This is a genomic window from Streptomyces sp. NPDC037100 (assembly GCF_055606225.1).
In genome coordinates this window covers 652,810-675,997 of record NZ_JBVJSX010000002.1, presented here as the reverse complement: position 1 = coordinate 675,997, position 23,188 = coordinate 652,810, and the positions used below count along the sequence as shown (strand labels likewise).

Below are 23,188 nucleotides of genomic sequence, written 5' to 3'. Positions count from 1 at the left end.
GCGGCGGAGCTGGGCGGCGGAGCTGAGCGGCAGAGCTGGGCGGCGGAGCTGGGCGGCGGAGCCGAGTAGCCGAGCTCAGCGGCAGCCGGACACAGAAGAGGGACCTGCACCCCCCTCCGAGCGCAGGTCCCTCTTCTGCTTGGTGCTGCGGCCTGTCGGCCGCTGTGGCTTACGCCTGGGCGCCGGCCTTGCGGCGACGGACCACGAAGATCGCGCCGGCACCGGCGACGACCGCGGCACCGCCGACGAGGCTGATCATCGGCAGGGCGGAGCTGGAGCCGGTCTCGGCGAGGTTGCCTTCGACCTCGATCGGCTTGGCCTCGCCCTGCGGCTTGATGTCCTTCGGCGGCTTCTGACCGGACGGCTTGGAGTCGTCCACATCGCCCGGGTTGGAGCCCGGCTTGAGGATCTGGAAGGGGTAGATGTCGCCGTTCTCGAAGCAGTCGCCATCGCTGGTGTCATAGCCACCGGCGGCGATCGCCAGGCTGTCGCCCACGGGTGCACCGGCATCGATCTTCACTCGCAGATCGATGGTGACCTTCTGGCCGGCGTCGAGCTGGAACTCACCGAAGAAGAACCCGTTGTTGATGCCCGTGTCCGCGAAGTCGTTGGTCCACTTGCCGGTGCTCGGGTTGCGGTACTCGAAGTGCGCGTACTTGTCGAAGAGCTGGTCCTCGTCGGAGTCCAGGTCCGCGCCGGAGATCGCGGTGGCCATGACCTGCAGGGCCTCAATGTCGCTCTTGCCGGTGTTCTTGACGTTGAACTCGAACGTCTTCCAGCCGCTGCCCGCGACGATCTTCTCCGGGAAGCCGGACAGGCCCACAGAGATGTTCGCGTCCTTGCAGTCCGGGAATTCCTCGTCGTCACCGTCGGCGGGCTCGCTCGCGGTGGCGGAAGCAGACGGGGAAGGGCCGGCAGACGTCGACGCGCTGGCAGAGGCGGACGCCGTCGCCTCGGGAGCGGACTGGCTCGCGGACGCGCTCGGAGTCGGCGTCGTCTCCGGCGTGGATTCGCTCGCCGACGGCGAGGCCGACGTCTCGGGAGCGGACTCGCTCACGGACGCGCTCGGCGTAGGCGTGGTTTCGTCGGTCGCGTATGCGGCCGGTGCCGCGAGCAGTGCCACCGGGGCTATGACCGCCGTGGCGGCCGCTGCTGCCATGGCGCGGCGAAGCTTCATGAAGACCTCGGAGAGTCCGGCGTACCGCGGGATGCGGTACGAACGTTGAGGGAGGCCTCCGCGTGTGGGGCGCGGGAGTGGCCCTTGGTTCGCCGTGTTTGATCAGTGAAACCTGTGAATGGTTGTGCTGGCATTCACAGAATTCTTATGTGGGCTGAGTCACACCCGAGACCTTCTTGTGAAGGCGCTTTCCACCCGCTTAGATCCTTGCTTCGTGTCTGAAAAGCCGTCCGACGATCAGCCGTCGGCCTCGGAGATCCCCGACGACGTCTGGGAGCAGTTCACCCGTGACACCGAACGGGACATCCGCTCCTCCGCCCCGAAGGAGCCGTCCGCGCGGGCCCGCATGGTGACCGAGCGACTGCGCGAACAGGACGCCCGGGGCGAGCAGCCTCCCGGGTGGCGTACCGGCCCCGCTCGGCAAGAGATGAACGGCCGGGCGGCTCGGCGCCGCAAGCTGTGGGCCGTGCTCGGTCTGATCGTCGTGGCGGCCGTGGTGTTGGTCGCCCTGAAGCCGTCACTGCTGCCCGGTGACCCCTTCGGCACCGGGGACTCCGGGGCCGCCGAGACCTCACCGCTGCCCGCGGAGACGGCGGCGCCGACCGCCGCGCCCGGTGCGTCGGACCCGGAAACCCCCACCCTTGACCGGCCGTTCGCCGGCTCCCCGGCCCTGCGCTGGGCCGACGGCGAGGCCGGCATCGTCCTGCCGGAGGCGAAGGTCGTCGGCGCGGTCTCCGCGGACCGGGTGGAAGAGGCGCTGAAGCTGACCAAGAAGCTGCTCGTGGGTGCCAACCTCGACCCGAAGGCCGTACGCGGGGCGCGCCCCGTTGCCGCGCTCTCCGTGCTCGACCCCAAGCAGCCCGAGCTTTTCGACGAACTCGACACCGGGCTGCGCTCCCCGAGCAGGGCGCACGACCCGGTGACGCTGTTCAGCCGCTTCGACCCCGACGAGGTCCGGCCGGCCGGCGACGTGATCAAGACCCGCGGGCGCATGACGTTCAAGAAGGGCTCGCAGGGAGGCGTGGCGGTGCGCGCCGACTACACCTTCGTCTACCCCGTTGTGCGGGCCGACGGCCCTCCCGAGGTCACCCGCACCATCGTGCGCAGAGTCCTCGACGTCGAACTCGCCGACCCCGCCCGGTACCAGGTCACGCCGGGCCGGCTGCTGCTGGTGAAGTACGACCAGGAGATAGGCAACTCCTCCTGCGACGTCTACGACGGTTACCTGCACCCGGAGTTCCCGTCGAGCCGGTCCGCGGGTCCGGATCCGAGCGGCCCGGCGACGGACCCGTACGACCGGAGCAAGGACATCGACCACGGCGACGGCGGCCACTGCGGGACCTTGACCCGCACCTGACCTGACGTGACCTGACGGTGACAGGCGCCTGGGCAGAGCGAAGGGCCCCGCGGGGTGGAGCCGCGGGGCCCTTCTCATCGTCAGCACCGACGTCAGGGCAGCGCCGGTGCCTGGAAGCGGCGCCGGGGGGTTGCGCCGCTGGTCCGTACCTCTGGCAGAGGGGCAATACGGGTGTCCGCAGGGGGACTTGGACTGTCTACGCATCGTGCTGGATGAACGCGGCGCCCGCAACCGTTTGACCCAGACTTGTGCATTTATGCAAGGTCCGCCGGTCGGCCCCGGGCGTCCCCGGAGCCGACCGTTCTCATGGGTGACCGGGCTGCTGTCCCCTGCCGTCCGGTCACTTCCCTGGAGCGAGGTCCCACGACGCACGGCACGATCCGTGCGTCTCATCGCCCCAGTGAGCCACGCGTGTTTCTTTCGGGCCCGCCCCTGGCTGGCACGGACACCGGGACCAACGACGCGGTGCGGGGGCGGTCACGCGCCGTACGGGTGAGACGGATGCGTACGTCTGTCCCGGGAACAGGGGCTCACCCCCCGGGGGCGTCAGATCTTGCCTCGGCACAGCTCCAGCAGGGTCATGGCGAGCGCGGTGCCCGGCTTGCCCAGCGCCTCCCTGTAGTGGCCGAGGACGTCCATCTCACGGGAGAGGTTCACGCGCCGGCCGCCGGAGGCGATCCGTGCCTCCTGGATGACGGCGGAGACGGCCACCCGTTCCTGGATCAGTCCGATGATCCGGTCGTCGAGCGCGTCGATCCGCTCGCGTGCGCCGGCGATCACGTCGGCGGCCTCGGGGGTGCGGGCGCCGGTCACGTCGATGGCGGTCGTGTCGATGGCGGTCATGGGAGGGGCTCCTCGTCGTCGGGGGCTGCCCCGGGGCGGCACGGCCCGGACGACGACAGGCGCCCCGGGCCTTGTCGGCCCGGGGCGCCTGGGAAGTCGCTTGTCAGTTGCTCAAGCAGCACGACCATGGCGTCCGGCGGGCCGGATGCCATAGGTAAAGACGAACGTCTGGTGCTTGAACATGGGGCCAGTATGCACCGCCTCCGAGGGCCGTCCAAGCCGGTTCGCATCCTGAGACGGGGGGCTCGTCCGGTACACGGAAGGAGCCCGGCGGCCCCCCGGTAGAATCGGGTGGCACAAGACCCCCGCCCCACCGCCGGAAGGCACCCCGTGTCATCAGCGACTCCCGCTGCCAACGCCGCCGACACCGTTCTGGTCGTCGACTTCGGCGCGCAGTACGCCCAGCTCATCGCCCGTCGCGTCCGCGAGGCGCGGGTCTACAGCGAGATCGTGCCGAGCACCATGCCGGTCCGGGAGATGCTCGCCAAGAACCCCGCGGCGATCATCCTCTCCGGCGGCCCCTCGTCGGTCTACGCGGAGGGCGCGCCCAGCCTGGACCGCGAGATCTTCGAGGCCGGCGTCCCCGTCTTCGGCATGTGCTACGGCTTCCAGCTGATGGCGAGCGCCCTCGGCGGCACCGTCGACAACACCGGCGCCCGCGAGTACGGCCGCACCGACCTGCACGTCTCCAAGGTGTCCTCCACCCTCTTCGAGGGCACCCCCGCCGAGCAGCCCGTCTGGATGTCCCACGGCGACGCCTGCTCCGCCGCCCCCGAGGGCTTCACCGTCACGGCCTCCACGGACGTCGTACCGGTCGCCGCCTTCGAGAACGACGAGAAGAAGCTGTACGGCGTCCAGTACCACCCCGAGGTGATGCACTCCACGCACGGACAGCAGGTGCTGGAGCACTTCCTGTACCGGGGCGCGGGGCTCACGCCGAACTGGACGACCGGCAACGTGATCGAGGAGCAGGTCGCCGCGATCCGCGAGCAGGTCGGCGACCGGCGCGCCATCTGCGGCCTGTCCGGCGGCGTGGACTCCGCGGTCGCCGCGGCCCTCGTCCAGAAGGCCATCGGCTCCCAGCTGACCTGCGTGTACGTCGACCACGGCCTCATGCGCAAGGGCGAGACCGAGCAGGTCGAGAAGGACTTCGTGGCCGCGACCGGCGTGCAGCTGAAGGTCGTGGACGCGGAGGAGCGGTTCCTCAAGGCGCTCGCCGGGGTCTCCGACCCCGAGGAGAAGCGGAAGATCATCGGCCGCGAGTTCATCCGGGTCTTCGAGCAGGCCCAGGCCGAGATCATCGCCGACGAGGGCCCGGCCGTGGAGTTCCTGGTGCAGGGCACCCTCTACCCGGACGTCGTCGAGTCCGGCGGCGGCACCGGCACGGCCAACATCAAGTCCCACCACAACGTGGGCGGCCTGCCCGAGGACCTCGAGTTCCAGCTGATCGAGCCGCTGCGCAAGCTGTTCAAGGACGAGGTCCGCATGGTCGGCCAGGAGCTCGGCCTGCCGGAGGAGATCGTCCAGCGCCAGCCGTTCCCCGGCCCGGGCCTCGGCATCCGCATCGTCGGCGAGGTCACCAAGGAGCGCCTGGACCTGCTGCGCGAGGCCGACGCCATCGCCCGCGAGGAGCTCACCGCGGCCGGCCTCGACCGCGACATCTGGCAGTGCCCGGTGGTCCTGCTCGCCGACGTCCGCAGCGTCGGCGTCCAGGGCGACGGCCGCACCTACGGCCACCCCATCGTGCTGCGCCCCGTCTCGTCCGAGGACGCCATGACGGCCGACTGGTCGCGCCTGCCGTACGAGGTCCTCGCCCGGATCTCCACGCGCATCACCAACGAGGTCAAGGACGTCAACCGGGTGGTCCTCGACGTGACCTCGAAGCCGCCGGGGACGATCGAGTGGGAGTGATCCCCGGGCCTATGTGCGCTTGATCGTGCGCAGGGGAGCGCCGGGCGTCCAGACCTGGACGACGAGGTACGTGTCGTCCTCGACGTAGGTCCGTACGACCTCCGTCAGCTCGGTGCGGAAGAGGTGGAACGGCTCCGGCGGTTCCACCTCTTCGACGTATCCGGCCTTGGTCTCCACCTCGTCGACCTCGATCGCCCGGCCGCTGATCCGGACGTCGCCGCCGCCCATGCCCGTGCCCTCCCCGGGGTTCGCCTGGAGCGCGAAGCGCGGGTCGCGGCGCAGGTCGAGGGCCTTGAGGGAGTCCGGCATCATGCCGAGCCACAGCTCGCCGTTCAGGAACCGCACCTCCAGGCCACTGGTGCGGGGCGAACCGTCCTTACGGAGGGTGGCGAGGATGTGGTGCGTATAGGCGCCGAAACGCTTCTCGACGGTGTCGGCCAGACCCGGTTCGGCCGCGGCGAAAGCCGCCCAGTTCGCTGTCATGGGAAGAGTGTCGCGCCGAATCCGGACATCCTCTGTCGGCTATTCGTGGGGTTGGGGAGCCAGGGGGCACACGCATGGGCACAGGGTGCTCACAGGGGCGCTCGCGTCATCTTCACGAATCACTTCTGTTCTTCCCGGCCTCACGGACGGTAATTTCCGCCCGTACGCAGAACCACTGCTGGAGGACCTATGCACGGGCCCACGCCGCCCCTGCCCCTGCCCACCGACCGGCTGCGGTTCGCCATGCCGCCGATGCACGAGTCGGTCGAGGACGAGCGCAGGCACCGCAAGGAACGGCTCGCGGGCGCCCTGAGGATCTTCGGGCGGCTCGGCTTCGAGGACGGCGTCTCCGGGCACATCACCGCCCGCGACCCGGAGTTCACCGACTGCTTCTGGGTCAACCCGTTCGGGATGCCCTTCCGGCACGTCACCGTGAGCGACCTCGTGCTCGCCAACCAGGACGGCCAGGTCGTCGAAGGCGGCTACCACGTCAACCAGGCGGCCTTCACCGTGCACGCCCAGGTCCACGCCGCCCGGCCGGACGTGGTCGCCGTCGCCCACTGCCACTCGGTGCACGGCCGGGCGCTCGCGGCCCTCGGTGAACTGCTGGAGCCGATCACCCAGGAGAGCTGCGCCTTCTACGAGGATCACGCCCTCTACGACACGTACACCGGCGTCTCCGTCGACGCCGAGGAGGGGCGGCGCATCGCCGAGGTGCTCGGCTCCCGCAAGGCGCTCGTGCTGCGCAACCACGGGCTGCTGACCGTGGGCGACTCGGTGGACGCGGCGGCCTGGTGGTTCGTGTCGATGGAGCGCTCCTGCCAGGTGCAGCTCACGGCGCAGGCCGCGGGGCGGCCGGTGCGGATCGACCACCGGATGGCGGTGGCGACGCGGGAGCAGCTGGGCGGCGACCTGGTGGCGTGGATCAACTACCAGCCGATGTGGGAGGACGTCAGCCGGAGCGAACCGGGCCTGCTGAGTTAGACGGCGCCCTCATGCCGGAGGCCGCCACGAGCGGCACGGCGACCTCCCCGTACGTCTGCCGGAACAGCGGCACGGAGCGGTTCGGGCCGGGCGTGATCCGGAGCGTGTCGCCGTCGAAGGCCCAGGTCCCGTCACGCTGGATGATCTCGGCCCTAGGGGAATGCTCCCAGCGGCGTCAACCGGGCGCGCCGAACTTCACCCGTGTTGACCAGACCGAGCGGACGTGAGCCGGGTGGTGTAGGGCACAATTCGCAGTCGGCGCAGGGCAGTTGTACAGCGGTGTTTCCGGCATCCGGAAGGCCGGCGGTGGTTGGGTCGCGGGAAGGCGGGCGTCGGGCGTGGCGGTGCGGGAGGCGAGGCAGGGCGGCGCGGACGCGGGCGCCTGCGCCGAGGGGTACTCGGGTGGCCAGGGCGGGGGTTACCCGGCCGGTCACCCGGTCGGGTCCGGGGGCGCCCATCAGGGCGGGTGTGCCTGCGGGGACTGCCCGCACGGCGCGCGGGAGGGGCATCGGCGGGCCGTGGCCGCCTTCCTGCGCCGACGGGACGAGTTCGCCGCCGGGCTCGGACTGCCGGCCGCGGTGGCCCACTCCGCGTCGGCCTCCCGTCAGTGGATCTCGGAGGAACTGGCCCAGTCCGCCGAGCAGGTCGCGGAGTGGGGGCGGGCCGAGGGGCAGGCCTGGCTGACCGGCCTGTGGCGGCGCACGGCGGGTGTGGTGGGGGCCGCCGTGGTGCTGTTGCTGCTCGGGCAGGCCCTCACCGCGGTCGGTGCGGGCTGGACGGCGGCGCGTACGGCGGGACTGGCCGCCGCGCTGGTGACGGCCCTGTCGCTGACCGCCGCGTCCTGGTTCCACCGGGCGAAGGGCGGGGTGCTGGCGCCCCTGATCGGTGAGGACAACCGGCTGTCCACGTCCCGTACGGTCGCCGCGGCGTGGGTGCTCTTCGTGGCCTACTCGGTGCTCTTCCTCGCGGGTCGGCTGGCCGCCGCCTCCCGGCACCGGGAGCGGGACACACTGCTCTCCGGGCTGGAACTCGCCCGCGGCGCCGGGGTCGTGACCGTGCTCGCCGTGGTGTGCGGCATCGCCGTGCTCGTGCGGCGGGTGGTTGGGCTGCGGGTGCTGGGCCAACGGCTGCAGAAGGTGCGCGCCGACCGGCCACGGGCCGCCGACCTGCTGACCGACGACGCGGGGCGCGGCGCCTTCACCGACCTCCAGTACGTCGCGATCAGCGCAGTCGCCCTGGTCTTCGCGGCGGTACGGCTGGCCAGGCGGCCGGAGCAGTTGCCGGATCTGCCGTGGGGGCTGGCGGTGGTGGTGCTGGTGTCGGGCGCGACGTATCTGGCCGGCAAGTACGCGGAGGGCGGCCGGCCGGTCATCCTCTCCGTGGTCCGGTCCCGGGAGGCCGGTGACCTGGACGGGCCGATCCGCACCGGGGACGACATCGAGATCCGGGGCGCGGGGTTCGTGCCGCCGGGGGCGCAGGGGGCCGATCGGCTGGCCCGGATGGTCGTGCGCGTGGGGGCCGTGCACGTCCACGTGCCGTTGGTGCCGGTGCCCGGCGGGTTTCGCAACCCCACGGACACGCTGCTGACCGTGCCGGTGCCGGCGGACGTGGAACCGGGACGGGTGGAGGTGCAGGTGGTCACCGCGGCGGGGGTGGAAACGAACCGGTACGCGGTCGACGTGACGGAGTGAGTGCCGGCGCCCGCGCCCCTGAGGCACCCCGACCCGGCAGGACGACCTCAGCAGCACGCCCAGGACTGAGCGCGGCCCGTTCGCCGTACGTATCGTCTGTTGAGGGGGTCTCGGCACGGCGGGCGAGAGGCGGCTGGCAGCGATGACGCACAGTATGCGAACGGACACGCACATCCCCCACTTCGGCGACGGGGGAGGCTGGCGGGACAACGCCACCCGCTACGCCCTGCTGCCGCTGCGCATCTTCCTCGGCGTCACCTTCATCTACGCCGGCCTGGACAAACTCACCGACAGCGCCTTCATGAGGGACTCCGGTTCCGGGTCGATCGGCGACATGATGCGTGCCGTACGCGACTCCTCCGCCATTCCCGCCCTGGTCGACCTCTCCCTCAAGAGCCCCGTCGGTTTCGGCTACGCCATCGCCTTCGGAGAACTCGCCGTCGGTATCGGCACCCTGCTCGGCCTGCTCGCCCGTCTGGCCGCACTCGGCGGTGCGCTGATCTCCCTCAGCCTGTGGCTGACCGTGAGCTGGGCCTCCGACCCGTACTACTACGGCAACGACCTCGCCTACCTGATGGCCTGGATCCCGCTGATCCTGGCGGGTGCGCCCCTGCTCTCCCTCGACGCCGCGCTGCGGTCACGACGACGGCACGGCAGCGGCGGCTACCGGTAGGGCCGCTCACCGTCAGGCCCGGTCCGCGCCCGTACGGCCCCCCTGACGGCGCCGGCGCGCGAGTCCCGTCAGGAGCGCCACCGCACCCGCCAGGCACAGCCCGCCCATGACGAGGGGGATCGCCACGAACCACGGGGTCTGCCAGGCACCGCCCGCGTCACCGGCGTAGAGCACGCCCGCCACCACGAGGACGGTGCCGGCGACCAGCCTCCCTGGCTGGAGTTCATGACGCAGCACGGGTCACCTCCGCCTGTCCCACGCCGACCTGGAGGTCCAGGTCGATGGTGCCGGACTTCCCGACGCCCCCGGCGGGGGAGAGGGTGATCTCCTTGTGCCGTCCCGGCTGCACGTCCACGTCCTTCGGGTCGTCGCCCGGCAACTGGAGGTCACCGACGCCCACCTCCGCGTTCAGCCGCACGGTCACGTCGTCGGGCACCAGCACCCTGACCTTGCCCATGCCGATCTCCGCCCGTGTCGTGACCGTCTGCTTCCCGGACACGTCCAGCCTGCTGAGGTCCAGGGTGCCGACACCGGTGCCCAGGTCGTAGCGCTGGCGTACGTCCGCGACGGTGGCGGGCTGCCAGGTGGTGCGCACCCAGTGCGTGTCGACGCTCTTGGGCAGGGCCGCCGCGCCCGCCAGCAGACCGGCCGTGATGATCGCCAGGAAGATCGATCCCGCGCCGGTCCGGCCCAGGAAGGCGCTGACGGCTATGCCCAGGCCGAGAACGGCGAGCGCACACGACAGGCCCGTCTGCAGGCTGGTGCCGAGCGGACGCCCGTCCCAGGTGAGGCTCGTGCCCAGAGCTCCGGCGAGCAGGGCCAGCAGGAAGATCCAGCCGCCGATCCACCGGGGGCCGCGCGGCCGGGGCGGACGGGGACGCTCGGCGGGTATCTCCTGACGGTCGCCGGGCCGGATGCCGAGGCCGATGTTGACTGCTGCTGCGGCATCCAGGTCGCGGGTGTCGCGCGGGCCCCACAAGTAGCCCGTGCCGCCGATGTGGGTGCCGTCCTTGACGATCGGGTCGCGCCACCAGGAGGGGCCAGTGAGGAACACCGGCGGCGCCTGGGGCTCCGGCGGGGCGTCGGCGACGGCCTGGGCGGCCAGGGGATCGGGGCTGGGGGCGCCGCGCTGACGCGACCAGTACCCGGCTCCCGCGAGGACGACGGAGAGGACGACGGCGAAGGTCAGCACCCCGCCGTTGTGCAGCATGGTCAAGAACACCCCGCAGCCGACCAGCGCGAACAGCACGGCCGCCAGGGCCTGGCCGTCGACGCGGCCGGTGAGCAGCTTGCGGACCTCGTTCTCCTCCTCGTCGTACGGGACGAAGAGCCAGGCGAAGCCGTAGAAGATGAGACCGAGGCCGCCCGTGGCGGAGAGCACGGCGAGGGTGATGCGGAAGATCACCGGGTCCATGTCGCACTGCCGCCCGAGCCCGGCGCAGACGCCGGCCAGGGTCTTGTGACGGCGGTCGCGGCGGAACGCGTGGGGCGGCCCGGCGGGGACGGCTTCCTCGGCGGGGGCGGCCGTACCGGCTGCTCCTTCCTGTCCTGCCGCGCCCGCGCGCCCGGGTGCGGAGCCCGCGGCGGGCGCGGCGTCCCGCGGCCCTGCGCCCGGTGCGGGGCGCGGGCCGGGGCCGGGTCCCGGACCCGTCGCGGCGTGCTCGTGATCGGTCATGGGTCCATGGTGACGGGCGCGGCGCCCCGGCGGGAGTCGGAACGACCCTGGCCGGACCCTGATATCGGCCCTGAGAGGCGGCTCGGGAAGCGTTCGAGGGGCGGCCGGCGGAGATCAGGGGAGCCTCAGGGGCAGACCCTGATGCTCCCGACTCCCGCACGTGTGACCATCAATGGCATGTCGGAAGCCGCAGCAGCGCCCCTCGCCGAACCGCGGCCGCCGCGCAAGCTCTACCGCAGCAGTGACGGCCGCTGGCTCGGGGGCGTGGCGCGGGGCCTCGCCGGCCATCTCGGGCTGCCCGTGATCTGGGTACGGCTCGTCTTCGTCGGCCTGTTCATGGCCGACGGCCTCGGTGCGCTGCTGTACGCCGCGTTCTGGTTCTTCGTCCCGCTCGGCGTCGGCGGGGTCGAGGCGCAGAAGCCGCCCTCGCCCGTGGCCGCGGAGACATCGCCCGACGGCCACCGCAGACGCGTCGCGCGCAGGCCCGACAAGGGCCAGATCGTGGCCCTGCTGCTCATGGTCGTGGTGGCCATGGTCTTCGTGGGCAATGTGAACCTCAGCGGTGGGGCCCGGGCCTACCTCTGGCCGACGGTGCTCGTCGGCGCGGGCGTCGCCCTGGTCTGGCGGCAGGCGGACAACGCCCGCCGGGCCCGCTGGGCCGAGGTCGGCCGCCGCCGGCGCACGGTCACGCTGCTGCGCTCGGTGGGCGGGGTGCTGCTGGTGACGGCCGGCGTCTCCGGCATCTTCGTCCTGCAGGGCTCCGCCGCACACCTCGGTTCCGTCCTGCAGGCGGCCCTCGCGGTCCTCGTCGGGATAACGCTGCTGGCCGGGCCGTATCTGGTGCGCATGACCCAGGACCTCTCCGAGGAACGCCTGATGCGCATCCGTGCCCAGGAGCGCGCGGAGGTCGCCGCCCATGTGCACGACTCGGTGCTGCACACCCTGACCCTGATACAGCGCAACGCGGAGAACGCCGGCGAGGTCCGCCGCCTGGCCCGCGCCCAGGAACGCGATCTGCGCACCTGGCTCTACAAGCCCGAAGGCACCGGCAAGGACGAGGCCGACGAGCCCACCACCCTCGCCGACGCCGTCCGGCGCAACGCGGCCGAGGTGGAGGACAAGCACGGCGTGCCCATCGAGGTCGTGGTCGTGGGCGACTGCCCGCTCGATGAAGGGATCGCCGCACAGATGCAGGCCGCGCGGGAAGCAATGGTGAACGCCGCCAAGTACGGTGGCGAGGGCGGCGCCGTGCAGGTCTTCGCCGAGGTCGAGGGGAAGACGGTCTTCGTGTCCGTCCGGGACCGCGGCCCCGGCTTCGACCTCGATTCGATACCCGCCGACCGGATGGGTGTCAGAGAATCGATCATCGGCCGCATGGAGCGCAACGGCGGCACTGCGCGGCTGCGCGCGGTGCCGGACGGCGGCACGGAGGTCGAGCTGGAGATGGAGAGGGCGGAGAAGACGTCATGAGCGACCCGACCGAGGCGAACGGTACGGCGGGATCGGCGGAGCCGGCGGGGCCCGCGCAGGAGGGCGGCGGCCCGGGGCGTCATGTCCGCGTGGTCCTCGTGGACGACCACCGCATGTTCCGTACGGGGGTCCAGGCCGAGATCGGGCAGACCGGGCAGACCGGTGTCGAGGTCGTCGGCGAGGCCGCGGACGTCGACCAGGCCGTCACGGTCATCACCGCGACCCGCCCCGAGGTGGTCCTCCTCGACGTGCACCTGCCGGGCGGGGGCGGCGTCGAAGTGCTGCGCCGCTGCGCCCCGTTGATGGGCGACACCGAGCAGCCGGTCCGCTTCCTCGCGCTGTCCGTGTCGGACGCGGCGGAGGACGTGATCGGCGTGATCCGCGGCGGGGCCCGCGGCTACGTCACCAAGACGATCACCGGCACGGACCTGGTGAACTCCATCTTCCGCGTCCAGGAGGGCGACGCGGTCTTCTCCCCCCGGCTGGCCGGGTTCGTCCTGGACGCCTTCGCCTCCACGGACGCGCCGCCCGTCGACGAGGACCTGGACCGCCTGACCCAGCGGGAGCGCGAGGTGCTGCGGCTCATCGCGCGGGGCTACGCGTACAAGGAGATCGCCAAGCAGCTGTACATCTCCGTCAAGACGGTCGAATCGCATGTGTCGGCGGTGCTGCGGAAGCTCCAGCTGTCGAACCGGCACGAGCTGACCCGCTGGGCGACCGCGCGCCGGCTGGTGTGACACAGGGCCGGGCCCCGCGTCCGGCCCCCTGCCTGCCCGCTCACACCACCGCCGTAGCCGTCACCCACGCCGGCTCACACCACCGCCTGCCCGTAGCCGTCACCCACGCCGGCTCACACCACCGCCTGCCCGTAGCCGGCACCCACGTGCCCGCTCACACCACCCTCGCCGCCCCGGCGAACGGCATCTCGTCCAGTGGTGCGACGCGGACCGGCGCGGACGGGTTGGGGGCGTGGATCATCCGGCCGTTTCCCACGTAGATGCCGACGTGGCTGATGCCGGCGTAGAAGAAGACCAGGTCGCCGGGGAGGAGTTCGGAGCGGGGAACGCGGCGGCCGGCGGCGATCTGGGAGTACGTCGTGCGGGGCAGGGAGACGCCCGCGGCGCGGTACGCGGCCTGGACGAGGCCCGAGCAGTCGAAGGCGTTCGGTCCGGTGGCGCCCCAGACGTAGGGGCTGCCGAGTTTCCGGTGGGCGTAGGAGACCGCGGCGGCCGCACGGGCGTTGGGCGCCTGGGACGAGGCGGATCCGGGGGCCGCGAGAGTCTCTCGGATGCCGGTGCCGCGCGAGGCGCGGTCCTGCGGTACGCCCAGCCGGGAACGTTCCTGCACGTCGAGCCGGGACAGCAGCCGCCGTGCCGAGCCAAGCTTGCCCGTGATCGTCTTCTTGTGCCGCTTCAGCTCCGTCTGCCGTGACTTCAGGGAGGTCAGCTCGATGTGGGCGGCTCCGCGCAGCTGCTCGATCTCCCGGAGCTGTTTGCGCACGCCCGCGACGGCGGCGTTCTGCCGGGTGCCGGCCCGCTCGACGAACTCGGCGTTCTCGAGGTACCGGTCGGGATCGTCGGACAGGGCGAGCTGCACCGCCGGGTCGAGACCGCCGGCGCGGTACTGCGCGGCGGCGACCGATCCCAGGGCGTCACGGGCGGAGTTGAGCCGCTCCTCCTTGCGGGCCGCCCGGTCCTGGAGGTCCTTCAGCCGCTGCCCGGCCGCGTCGGCCTTCTCCTTCGCGCCGTTGTACTTCTCGGTGGCTGCCTCCGCCTCCTGGTACAGCCGGTCCACCTCGGCCTTGACCTGGCCGGGGGTGAGCTGGGGTTCGGCGTGTCCGGTCCCGTCGAAGCCCGTCGCCGTCGCCGCGCCGGCGAGGGCGATCGTGGCGGCCGTACGGGCCTTGCCGCCACCCAATGCGCGCTGTCGGGGCTTGCGGTGCGCTGCCACCTGGAGGCCACGTCCTTTCCTCGGCCGCCGAGGGGTGTGTGCGGCCGCCGGGGGAGCGGACGGGCGGCCTGCGCGTCCGGCGACGGCCCGCACAGGGGGAGCGGGTCGCCGCCGGACCTTTTCGGCGGTGGTGTCCGACTGCCGCCCCTGGCCCGGGCGGCGGTGGGGAGCCGGGCACCTGGTGGAGGACGCTAAACGTCGCCCTGGCGGGGCGGCGGCGGGTGTGCGGAAGTGTCGTGAGAGGACCGGCGGTGACCGTATGCGACCGTGCCCCCGACCCGGAGCCGTCTACTTCACTCAGCGTGATGACCGATGCGCCGAATCGGGAGCGAGTGACCGTGATCGGGTGCTATGGGGCGCATTTATGCACCCCTGGGCCGGTGTCGGGTGGCCTCGGAGCCCCTGATTAGGCTCCGGCCTCATGGACGTACTCATCCACCTCTTCGTCGGCCTCCACATCATCGGCATCGCCTCGCTCCTGGGCGGCTTCCTCACCCAGATGAAGGCGATGGGCGAGGGTACCGCCCGCTTCACCCCCGCGATGCTGCACGGCGCGCTCACGATGCTGGTCACCGGTGTGATCCTGGTCGGCCTCAACCAGGCCGACGACCAGACCGTGAACAACATCAAGATCGGCGTGAAGCTGGCCCTGCTGATCGTGATCCTCGGCCTGGTCTATGTGAAGCGGGACGACGAGAAGGTGGACAAGGGCCTCTTCGGCCTGGTCGGCCTGCTGACCACGGCGAACATCTTCATCGCCGTGCTCTGGACCTGACCCGGGAGCGCCGGGCGCCGGCCCGGGCGGAGGCGACGGCCCAGGCGGTGCACCCGAGCCAGGCGGCCACCGCGATCCACAGCAGCACCTCCCCGGCGACGTCGAGCCAGGGGACGTCGAGGGCGGCGGCGACCGCGAGGGTGGCCGCCGCCGTGACGGCCGCGGCGAACACGGTCGCCCAGCGTCGCACGTCGTAGTGGTGCCGGGGCCAGAAGAGCTCGGCGAGGAGCAGGGCCACGCAGGCGATCAGCGCGAGCACGAGCAGCGCGACGGTCGTCGTGCGCAGAGTGTCGGCGTTCTCCTCGTTCCACAGGTACAGGCGCGAACTGTCGGCGCCGAGGAGCTTCGCCCCGGCCAGCGCCGAGACGGCGAGGGCGCCTGCCGCGAGCCAGTGGTCCCCGCGCCCCTCCTCCACCTGCCGGGGCTGGAAGCGGAACAGGGCGAAGCAGTAGAGCGCGAGCCCCAGCCAGAACAGCACCAGGGCCGCATGGGCGAGCCAGGCCACCGCGTCGGCCGCGGCGAGCGTGGCGCCGAGCACGGCGAGCCCCTGGGTGGCCACGCAGCGCAGGAACACCGTCCCACGCCGCCCCTCGGCCTCCGCGGTGAGCAGCACCGCCCAGAGCACCATGGCGAGCGCCAGCAGCGCCTCGGCCAGGGGCTGCTGCCCGGCCGCGGAGAAGCCGGTGCCCAGGGCCGCGGTCGCCGCCACGGTGGTGAGCGCGGCCGGTGTCTCCCCCCGCCACTCGCCGTGCGTCCGCTGGACGAGGCCCGCGGCCGCCGCCGACCAGGCCGCGCAGGCCAGGGCCAGGGCGATGCGGGAGAGGACCGCGTACCCCGCCGAGTCCAGACCGGCCGACACGGTGCCGGTCGCCAGCGCATACGTCGCCCACCAGGCGGCAAAGGGGGAGGGACCGGACATAGCGCCGATGCTAGAGAGCGGTGCGCGCGTTACGAGAGGGGCACGCGCGCGTGCCCCTCAAAAACGTGACGCGACCTCTGGGCCCTCAGGCCTCACTCAGGCCGGGCGCACCACGCTGTGGATCGCCGACTCGCCGTCGTAGTAGATCGACTCCTCGCGCACGTACGTGCCGGGCTTCGGCGCGTGGATCATCATGCCGTTGCCGATGTAGATCCCGACGTGCGTGACGTCGTCGTAGAAGAAGACCAGGTCACCGGGCCGGGCCTGGGAGAGCGGGACCGTGGTGCCGGCGTTGACCTGGTCGTAGGTCGTGCGGGGCAGGGTGACGCCCGCGGCCTTCCAGGCGGCCTGGGTGAGGCCCGAGCAGTCGTAGGAGCCGGGTCCGACGGCGCCCCACACGTACGGCTTGCCGATCTGGGCGCGGGCGAAGGCGAGCGCCTTGTCGGCCTTGGTGGCGTACGAGGAGTCGGCCGGGACCGTCGAGGAGTCGGCCGGGACCGTCGAGGAGGACGAGCCGGAGCCCGACGATCCCGTCGATCCGGACGAGGAGGACCCGCCGTCCTGCTGCTGGGCGGCCTCCTCCGCCTGCTGCTGCGCGGCCTGTTGCCGGGCCAGCTCGTCGGCCTTGCGGGCGGCCTCCGCCTGCTTCTCCTTCTCGATCGCCGCGAGCCGGGCCTTCTCCTCGGCGGTCAGCTTCGACATCAGCTCGCGCGCGTCGGCGAGCTTGCGCTGGACGGTGGCCTTGGCGGTCTTCAGATCACCCTGCGACTCGGTGAGCGTCTCCAGGCTCTCCGTGGCCTCCTGGCGCTTCTTCATCGTCTCGGACTGCTGCGTGACGTAGTCGTCGACCGCGACCTTCTGACGGCCCGTCATGCGGTCCATCAGCTGAGTCTGGTCGAAGTAGTCCTGCGGGGTGTCCGCGAGCAGGAACGTCGCCGTGTCCGGGGCGGCGGCGCCGGTGCGGTACTGGGCGGAGGCGAAGGAACCCAGCTCCTCGCGCGCCTCGTTGAGCTTCTGGGTGCGCTGGGCGACGTCGTCGAGGAGGGTGTCGACGCGCTTGCGCTGCTTCGCGGTCTTCTCCTTGGCCGCGTTGTACTTGTCGGTCGCCGACTCGGCCTGGCGGTACAGGTCGTCGACCTTCTTCTCGACTTCCTCCAGGCTGGGCTTGTCGTCGGCCTCGGGGGCGGCGTTGGCCGACTGGGACAGCAGGGCCACGGAGGTGAGGGCCGCCGTTGCGAGGGCGGGGGTCCGTATGCCTGCCATGCGCGTACCCGTAGGACGCGACTTGCGGTGCGACGCCAAGGGAGGCGACTCCTTCCATGTTCCGCCTACCGGGTTAGCTGTCGGGTTCGGGCGGGTGGTTCGGAAGGTTTGCCCTACGGCCTTCTCCGCACAGGGAGGCGGGCCGATTCACCCCAGGTTCACGGTTGGGTCCCCGGCTCCGGCTGCCGCTGCGGCACACCGGACTCGGCGGAGGCCGCGCGGCCCGGCGACGTTCGCCGGTGGGGGTCATGCGGCCTGGTCGCACCGTAGCCAACTCGTGTGGCCCCTGTGAAGGTTGATGGGTGATATGCCCGATACATTTTCGTGACCTTATTGCCGAGCGTTGCCGAGAGTGGACGATCAAGGGGGATTGGATGGGAAAAGTCCGCACTTGACGGGCGTGTAGCAGGGTGTGATCGCGCCGTCATGGAGGGCGACAACGCGCCGCCGGGCGGTCGGCGGGGCCCCGGGCGCGCGGCGATGTTCTCAGGGCGGCGGCGGGCTGTCAGTGGGGCGCCCTAGACTCGGAGAGCGATGAGCAGCCTCTTTGACGACAGCTTCCTGGCGAACCTCCAGGCCCAGCGGGGCCCCGCGGACGAGCCCCCGCCGCCACCCGAGGACGATCACGTTCCGGAGTCGATCCCGGACGATCTGTTCGGCGGGAAGTTCGACGTGCCCCCGGACCGGGACGCCTACTACCGGGACGGAGCCCCCCGCCCGGTGGTGGACACCGCCGCCCTCCTGGAGGGGCTGAACGACAACCAGCGCGCCGCCGTCGTCCACTCCGGCTCCCCGCTGCTCATCGTGGCCGGCGCCGGCTCCGGCAAGACCCGCGTGCTCACGCACCGCATCGCCCACCTGCTCGCCGAGCGGGACGTGCACCCGGGCCAGATCCTCGCGATCACCTTCACCAACAAGGCCGCCGGCGAGATGAAGGAACGCGTCGAGCAGCTCGTCGGCCCGCGTGCGAACGCCATGTGGGTCATGACCTTCCACAGCGCGTGCGTGCGCATCCTCCGGCGCGAGAGCAAGAAGCTCGGCTTCACCTCGTCCTTCTCGATCTACGACGCCGCCGACTCCAAGCGTCTGATGGCCCTGGTCTGCCGCGACCTGGACCTCGACCCCAAGCGCTTCCCGCCGAAGTCCTTCAGCGCCAAGATCAGCAACCTGAAGAACGAGCTGATCGACGAGGAGGACTTCGCCGCCCAGGCCGCCGACGGCTTCGAGAAGACCCTCGCCCAGGCCTACGCCATGTACCAGTCGCGGCTGCGCGAGGCGAACGCCCTCGACTTCGACGACCTGATCATGACGACGGTCAACCTGCTGCGCGCCTTCCCGGACGTCGCCGAGCACTACCGCCGCCGCTTCCGGCACGTTCTGGTGGACGAGTACCAGGACACCAACCACGCGCAGTACGCCCTGGTCCGCGAGCTGGTCGGCACCTCGGAGCACCCCGTCGACGTGCCGCCCGAGGCCGAGATCCCGCCCGCCGAGCTGTGCGTGGTGGGTGACGCCGACCAGTCGATCTACGCCTTCCGCGGCGCGACGATCCGCAACATCCTCCAGTTCGAGGAGGACTACCCGGACGCGACGACGATCCTGCTCGAGCAGAACTACCGCTCCACGCAGACGATCCTCAGCGCCGCCAACGCCGTCATCGAGCGCAACGAGTCCCGCCGCCCCAAGAACCTGTGGACCAACGCGGGCACCGGCGCCCGGATCACCGGCTACGTCGCCGACACCGAGCACGACGAGGCCCAGTTCGTCGCCGAAGAGATAGACCGCCTCACGGACGCCGGCGAGGCCAAGGCCGGAGACGTCGCCGTCTTCTACCGCACCAACGCCCAGTCCCGTGTCTTCGAAGAGATCTTCATCCGCGTCGGCCTGCCCTACAAGGTCGTCGGCGGCGTCCGCTTCTACGAGCGCAAGGAGGTCCGGGACGTCCTGGCCTACCTGCGCGTGCTGGCCAACCCCGAGGACTCGGTGCCGCTGCGCCGGATCCTCAACGTCCCCAAGCGGGGCATCGGCGACCGAGCCGAGGCGATGATCGACGCCCTGTCCCAGCGGGAGAAGATCAGCTTCCCGCAGGCCCTGAAGCGCGTCGACGAGGCGTACGGCATGGCCGCGCGCTCCACCAACGCCGTCAAGCGGTTCAACACGCTGATGGAGGACCTCCGCACCGTCGTCGAGTCCGGCGCCGGACCGGCCACGGTGCTGGAGGCCGTCCTGGAGCGCACCGGCTACCTCGCCGAACTCCAGGCCTCCACCGACCCGCAGGACGAGACCCGGATCGAGAACCTCCAGGAACTCGCTGCCGTCGCCATGGAGTTCGAACAGGAGCGCGGCGAGGACGAGCAGCCCTCCCTGTCCGACTTCCTCGAACAGGTCGCGCTGGTCGCCGACTCCGACCAGATCCCCGACGAGGAGGACGGCGACGGCGTCATCACCCTGATGACCCTGCACACCGCCAAGGGTCTGGAGTTCCCGGTCGTCTTCCTCACCGGCATGGAGGACGGCGTCTTCCCGCACATGCGCGCCCTCGGCCAGACCAAGGAGCTGGAGGAGGAACGGCGCCTGGCCTACGTCGGCATCACGCGCGCGCGGGAGCGGCTGTACCTGACGCGGTCCACGCTGCGCAGCGCCTGGGGCCAGCCGTCGTACAACCCGCCCTCCCGCTTCCTGGAGGAGATCCCGCCGACCCACGTGGAGTGGAAGCGGACGGGTGCGACCGCGCCCGCGTCCTCCGGGCCGGTCTCGGCGGTGGCGGCTTCGCTGTCGTCGTCCCGCTCGCGCTCGTCGGCGTCGGGTGCCTCCGGTTTCGCCACGCGCCGCACCTCCGAGAAGCCGGTGGTGTCGCTGGCGGTCGGGGACCGCGTCACGCACGACCAGTTCGGGCTCGGAACCGTCGTCGCGGTCAAGGGCACCGGCGGCAACGCCGAGGCGACGATCGACTTCGGCGACACCAAGCCGAAGCGACTGCTGCTGCGGTACGCGCCGGTGGAGAAGCTCTAGCGCCGTGGGGTGAACCGGTGGGCCCCTGCTCGCCCGACGGGCGGGGGCTGCCGGGACGTTACGTCGGGTCGATGCCGTGGCTGCGCAGCCACGGGAGCGGGTCGATCGCCGAGCCGCCGCCCGGGCGCACCTCGAAGTGCAGGTGCGGGCCGGTGGAGTTGCCGGAATTGCCGGAGCGCGCGATCGGATCGCCGGCCTTCACGGTCGTACCCGAGGGCACCGTGTAGGTGGAGAGGTGGCAGTACCACGTCTCCGTGCCGTCCTTCGCGGTGAGGATCAGCATGTTGCCGTACGCGCTGTTCCACTGCGTGCGCACGGTGCCGTCGGTCGCGGCCATGACGGTCGTGCCGTACGAGACGGGGAAGTCGATGCCGGTGTGCAGGGACATCCAGTTGATGCCGGACTGGCCGTAGGTGGCGCTGAGTCCGTGCCGTGCGACCGGCAGGGCGAACTTGGGGCGCAGTCGCTCCTTGCGGGCCGCCTCCTCCGCCGCCCGCTTCTTCTCGGCGGCCTGCTGGGCCTTGAGGTCGATGCGCTCCTGCGTGCGGCTGGCCCGGTCGGCGAAGTCGTCGGCGCCGGCGGAGAGGCTCCGCAGCTGCGTGTCCAGCTTGTTGTTGGCCGCAGCCGGCTTGACCGGCTGCGCGTCCGCCGCGGTCGTCTGCGCCTCGGCGGCACTGTCCTCGGAGAAGGTGCCGACGGAGGCGGCGGCGATCCCGGCGACACCCATCACGCACGCCGAGGGCACCGCGATGGTCATCAGCGCCGAGCGCCTGGGAGCCGTACGGCGGCGGGAGCGCGAGCCGGCGCGCGAGGCCGCCCGCGAGGACGGGGCCGGGTCGACGTCCTCCTGGTCGTCCAGGAGCGGGGTGACGACGGGCAGTTCGCCGGTGGTGGCCGGCTCGCCGCCGTCCGCGTCGGGGGCGTGGTAGCCGGCCTCGGCGGATTCGTCGTACGTGATCTGGTCGAAGGCCGCGGTCTCGTGCTGGTCGAAGGTTTCGGCAGGGTGCTCGTAGGCGTCGGGGGCCGGTGCGGCGGTGCCGTCCAAGTTCCACTGCGTCGCGTCGTAGGCGCCCGTGTCGAAGGTCTGCGTGCCCCACTCCCACTGCTGGGTGTGGTCGGCCGGGTTGCCGGACTGGTCGGTCTGGAGCCAGGAGCCGGTTTCCCACTGCCCGGTGGCGTCGGGGGAGGGGGCCTGGGACGGGATGACCGGCATCGGCTGCTGCTCGGGCGTCCAGGAGGTCGTGTCGTAGACGCCGGTGTCGTAGGCGGCGTGGTGCTGCGCCGCGTACGCGTCGTAGTGCACGTTCTCGTGCGTGCCGGTGGGCCAGTGGCCGGTGTCGTACGTGCCCGAGTCGTGGCCGCTGCCCGGCATGTCGCCGAAGAGGGGGTCGGCCGCGAAACTCGCCGTGGCGTGGCCGGTGGCGTCCAATCCGGTGGCGGTGTGGTCGCCGTACGTGGTGAAGTCGCCGTACTGGGCTTCCTGGGTGTTGTACGACGCGTAGTGCGCGGAGGCGGCGTCGGAAGCCGGAGCCGGGGTCATGGTCCCCGACGGGTGACGGTCGTTCACCAACTTCTCTTTCGCCTCGACAACAGGGGCTGCCAGAGCAGTGCGGCGACTGTACCCGGCGGTACGCGGGCACGACAATCTTCGGCAGGTTTCGCGCGCGCAGGAAACGGGCATTCGGCCGTGTTTTGGCGGACGGCGGGCACGGGTTTGGCTCTGTGTTCGAAGTTTGTTCGAGGTTGATCGGTGTTGCGGCGTCGAGTGACCGCTGTATGACGAGTCTCAGGCGACTGTCAGATCGTCGGTGTGTTCGGCGGACGGTTCACCCGGGAGGGCCGTGTCGAGAACCTGCCGTACGCCGTTGGCGACCGCGGGGTGCACGGGCAGGGCGAGATGTCCGATGCCGGTCACGCGCACGTTCTGCGCCATCAGATCGGGATGGTCGATGCAGGCCGTCTCCAGCGGGTCCATCACATGGTCCAGATCGCTCCAGAAGCTGACGAAGTGCGTACGGCAGTCGGGGGCGGGCGCGGTGAGCTCCTCGAGCACCGGTGAGCCGGGGCGCATCTGGCGCACGATGGGGTGCGCGTTCGCGAAGGGCACCACTCGGGTTCCCGAGTGCGGCGTGCCGAGCGTGACAAGAGTCCGCACATGCCTGTCACCGCCGAGGCGCTGCACGTAGTAACGCGCTATCAGGCCGCCCAGGCTGTGCCCGACGATGTCGATCTGCCTGGCCCCCGTGCGCTCGCAGAGCTCCTCGACGCGTCGGCTGAGCAGCTCGGCGGCGGCGCGTATGTCGCAGGTCAGCGGTGAGTAGTTGAGGGACTCGATCTGCTGCCTGCCGTGCTGGGCGAGACTGCGGCGCAGCAGGACGAAGACCGAGCGGTTGTCGATGAAGCCGTGCAGCAGGAGCACCGGTGGCTTGGCCTGCGTGGGCAGTTGGGCCGCGCCGTCCGCGGGCAGGGCCGGGACGGGGGTGCGCCGCTCCTGGGTGATGCCGGACGGATAGAGCAGGAGATGCCCGGCCAGGATCGCGATCTCCAGGGCGGTGGCCTTCAGGAGGGCCAGGGAGAGTCCCGCGAGCCGGCCCGGCAGCAGGCGCTCGCAGAGCGGAAGAAGGGGCAGAGCAGCCCTGGTGACCTTCATGGCCGACCTCCTGTCGGCACGCGGCAGGACGGCTCCGCCCCCCGTGTGCCCTCGTGGAAAGCAGCTGCGAAGGCGGCCGGCCATGACCGCGAGAGCGGCGTGAGCCGCGTGAGCTGCGGGAGCAGAGCACGGCGTGTGGCGTGTGTGACGCCGGTGGTGCGACGGAGGTCCCCGATCGGTGGGGTGACGAGGCTCCCCGCCGGTGCGCCGTGTCTGCCCTGCGTGCTGTGTGTGCGGTGCTTGCCCTGCGTGCCCTCGCCGAGGTGCCCTGCCGCCGCGGTGTGTGGATGACGCGGCGGGACGGCGACCTCGATGCGGCTCCCCTTGCGCTTGTCCCATCGTGTGATTTCCCCCT

General features: G+C 71.5%; 20 protein-coding genes, 1 pseudogene and 1 riboswitch. Of the genes and pseudogenes, 10 read left to right on the top strand and 11 right to left on the bottom strand.

Features of this window, described 5'->3' with window-relative positions; all coding sequences use genetic code 11:
* Window positions 1-169: 169 nt before the first annotated feature.
* A complete protein-coding gene (locus ACZ7EG_RS08190; RefSeq protein WP_471074012.1) occupies window positions 170-823 on the bottom strand; it encodes an LAETG motif-containing sortase-dependent surface protein in 654 nt (217 codons plus the stop codon).
* Between the two features lie 64 nt (window positions 824-887).
* Between ACZ7EG_RS08190 and ACZ7EG_RS08185 the strand changes: the two genes are divergently transcribed.
* Window positions 888-1,226, top strand: a complete 339-nt coding sequence (locus ACZ7EG_RS08185; protein WP_471074009.1) for a hypothetical protein — start codon at window positions 888-890, stop codon at window positions 1,224-1,226.
* 165 nt (window positions 1,227-1,391) lie between these two features.
* Entirely contained in the window at window positions 1,392-2,534 is a 1,143-nt protein-coding gene (locus ACZ7EG_RS08180; protein WP_471074006.1) for a hypothetical protein, read from the top strand.
* 546 nt (window positions 2,535-3,080) lie between these two features.
* Here the strand turns inward: ACZ7EG_RS08180 and ACZ7EG_RS08175 are convergent.
* On the bottom strand, window positions 3,081-3,377 hold the full coding sequence (locus tag ACZ7EG_RS08175; RefSeq protein WP_471074003.1) for a chorismate mutase: 297 nt from the start codon (window positions 3,375-3,377) through the stop codon (window positions 3,081-3,083).
* Between the two features lie 330 nt (window positions 3,378-3,707).
* On the opposite strand from ACZ7EG_RS08175, the gene guaA reads away from it, so the two are divergent.
* Window positions 3,708-5,288, top strand: a complete 1,581-nt coding sequence (gene guaA, locus ACZ7EG_RS08170) for a glutamine-hydrolyzing GMP synthase (RefSeq protein ID WP_471073999.1) — start codon at window positions 3,708-3,710, stop codon at window positions 5,286-5,288.
* Between the two features lie 9 nt (window positions 5,289-5,297).
* On the opposite strand, the gene ACZ7EG_RS08165 is transcribed toward guaA, so the two are convergent.
* Window positions 5,298-5,771: a pyridoxamine 5'-phosphate oxidase family protein gene (locus ACZ7EG_RS08165; protein ID WP_471073995.1), complete on the bottom strand. Its 474-nt coding sequence runs from the start codon at window positions 5,769-5,771 to the stop codon at window positions 5,298-5,300.
* 189 nt (window positions 5,772-5,960) lie between these two features.
* Here ACZ7EG_RS08165 and ACZ7EG_RS08160 point away from each other — a divergent pair, with 189 nt between their 5' ends.
* On the top strand, window positions 5,961-6,755 hold the full coding sequence (locus ACZ7EG_RS08160; RefSeq protein WP_471073993.1) for a class II aldolase/adducin family protein: 795 nt from the start codon (window positions 5,961-5,963) through the stop codon (window positions 6,753-6,755).
* A gap of 10 nt (window positions 6,756-6,765) precedes the next feature.
* Here the strand turns inward: ACZ7EG_RS08160 and ACZ7EG_RS08155 are convergent.
* A pseudogene (locus ACZ7EG_RS08155) lies at window positions 6,766-6,900 on the bottom strand (DUF4429 domain-containing protein); the annotation flags it as partial.
* Between the two features lie 193 nt (window positions 6,901-7,093).
* Here ACZ7EG_RS08155 and ACZ7EG_RS08150 point away from each other — a divergent pair.
* On the top strand, window positions 7,094-8,446 hold the full coding sequence (locus tag ACZ7EG_RS08150; protein WP_471073990.1) for a hypothetical protein: 1,353 nt from the start codon (window positions 7,094-7,096) through the stop codon (window positions 8,444-8,446).
* A gap of 142 nt (window positions 8,447-8,588) precedes the next feature.
* A complete protein-coding gene (locus tag ACZ7EG_RS08145; protein ID WP_471073987.1) occupies window positions 8,589-9,119 on the top strand; it encodes a DoxX family membrane protein in 531 nt (176 codons plus the stop codon).
* Between the two features lie 12 nt (window positions 9,120-9,131).
* Here the strand turns inward: ACZ7EG_RS08145 and ACZ7EG_RS08140 are convergent, their stop codons facing one another.
* Both ACZ7EG_RS08140 and ACZ7EG_RS08135 read right to left on the bottom strand, forming a co-directional pair.
* Window positions 9,132-9,356: a hypothetical protein gene (locus ACZ7EG_RS08140; RefSeq protein ID WP_471073984.1), complete on the bottom strand. Its 225-nt coding sequence runs from the start codon at window positions 9,354-9,356 to the stop codon at window positions 9,132-9,134.
* On the bottom strand, window positions 9,343-10,794 hold the full coding sequence (locus ACZ7EG_RS08135) for a PspC domain-containing protein (RefSeq protein ID WP_471073981.1): 1,452 nt from the start codon (window positions 10,792-10,794) through the stop codon (window positions 9,343-9,345). Before ACZ7EG_RS08135 ends, ACZ7EG_RS08140 begins: the two co-directional genes overlap by 14 nt.
* 177 nt (window positions 10,795-10,971) lie before the next feature.
* Between ACZ7EG_RS08135 and ACZ7EG_RS08130 the strand changes: the two genes are divergently transcribed.
* Complete coding sequence (locus tag ACZ7EG_RS08130; RefSeq protein ID WP_471073978.1) at window positions 10,972-12,264, top strand: ATP-binding protein; 1,293 nt, start codon at window positions 10,972-10,974, stop codon at window positions 12,262-12,264.
* Entirely contained in the window at window positions 12,261-13,001 is a 741-nt protein-coding gene (locus ACZ7EG_RS08125; RefSeq protein WP_471073975.1) for a LuxR C-terminal-related transcriptional regulator, read from the top strand. The genes ACZ7EG_RS08130 and ACZ7EG_RS08125 overlap by 4 nt, the downstream gene beginning before the upstream one ends.
* Window positions 13,002-13,155: 154 nt before the next feature.
* Here the strand turns inward: ACZ7EG_RS08125 and ACZ7EG_RS08120 are convergent, their stop codons facing one another.
* Window positions 13,156-14,214, bottom strand: a complete 1,059-nt coding sequence (locus ACZ7EG_RS08120) for a C40 family peptidase (protein ID WP_471073972.1) — start codon at window positions 14,212-14,214, stop codon at window positions 13,156-13,158.
* Between the two features lie 421 nt (window positions 14,215-14,635).
* Here ACZ7EG_RS08120 and ACZ7EG_RS08115 point away from each other — a divergent pair, with 421 nt between their 5' ends.
* Window positions 14,636-14,989 (top strand): hypothetical protein, encoded by a 354-nt coding sequence (locus tag ACZ7EG_RS08115; protein ID WP_053674578.1) that lies wholly within the window; start codon window positions 14,636-14,638, stop codon window positions 14,987-14,989.
* On the opposite strand, the gene ACZ7EG_RS08110 is transcribed toward ACZ7EG_RS08115, so the two are convergent.
* Together ACZ7EG_RS08110 and ACZ7EG_RS08105 are read right to left on the bottom strand one after the other, a co-directional pair.
* The gene (locus ACZ7EG_RS08110; protein WP_471073969.1) at window positions 14,967-15,908 is read right to left on the bottom strand and encodes an SLAC1 family transporter; all 942 of its coding nucleotides are present in this window, start codon (window positions 15,906-15,908) and stop codon (window positions 14,967-14,969) included. The two genes, ACZ7EG_RS08115 and ACZ7EG_RS08110, sit on opposite strands and share 23 nt — an antisense overlap.
* A 96-nt stretch (window positions 15,909-16,004) precedes the next feature.
* On the bottom strand, window positions 16,005-17,210 hold the full coding sequence (locus tag ACZ7EG_RS08105; RefSeq protein ID WP_471073966.1) for a C40 family peptidase: 1,206 nt from the start codon (window positions 17,208-17,210) through the stop codon (window positions 16,005-16,007).
* Window positions 17,211-17,218: 8 nt separating this feature from the next.
* A riboswitch (cyclic di-AMP (ydaO/yuaA leader) is annotated at window positions 17,219-17,391 on the bottom strand.
* A gap of 314 nt (window positions 17,392-17,705) precedes the next feature.
* Between ACZ7EG_RS08105 and pcrA the strand changes: the two genes are divergently transcribed.
* Window positions 17,706-20,183, top strand: coding sequence for a DNA helicase PcrA (pcrA, locus tag ACZ7EG_RS08100; protein WP_471073963.1), 2,478 nt, complete (start codon window positions 17,706-17,708; stop codon window positions 20,181-20,183).
* 58 nt (window positions 20,184-20,241) lie between these two features.
* Here pcrA and ACZ7EG_RS08095 read toward each other — a convergent pair whose 3' ends face one another.
* Together ACZ7EG_RS08095 and ACZ7EG_RS08090 are read right to left on the bottom strand one after the other, a co-directional pair.
* Window positions 20,242-21,864 (bottom strand): M23 family metallopeptidase, encoded by a 1,623-nt coding sequence (locus ACZ7EG_RS08095; protein WP_471073960.1) that lies wholly within the window; start codon window positions 21,862-21,864, stop codon window positions 20,242-20,244.
* A 105-nt stretch (window positions 21,865-21,969) separates the two neighbouring features.
* Window positions 21,970-22,833: an esterase/lipase family protein gene (locus ACZ7EG_RS08090; RefSeq protein ID WP_471073957.1), complete on the bottom strand. Its 864-nt coding sequence runs from the start codon at window positions 22,831-22,833 to the stop codon at window positions 21,970-21,972.
* Window positions 22,834-23,188: the final 355 nt, after the last annotated feature.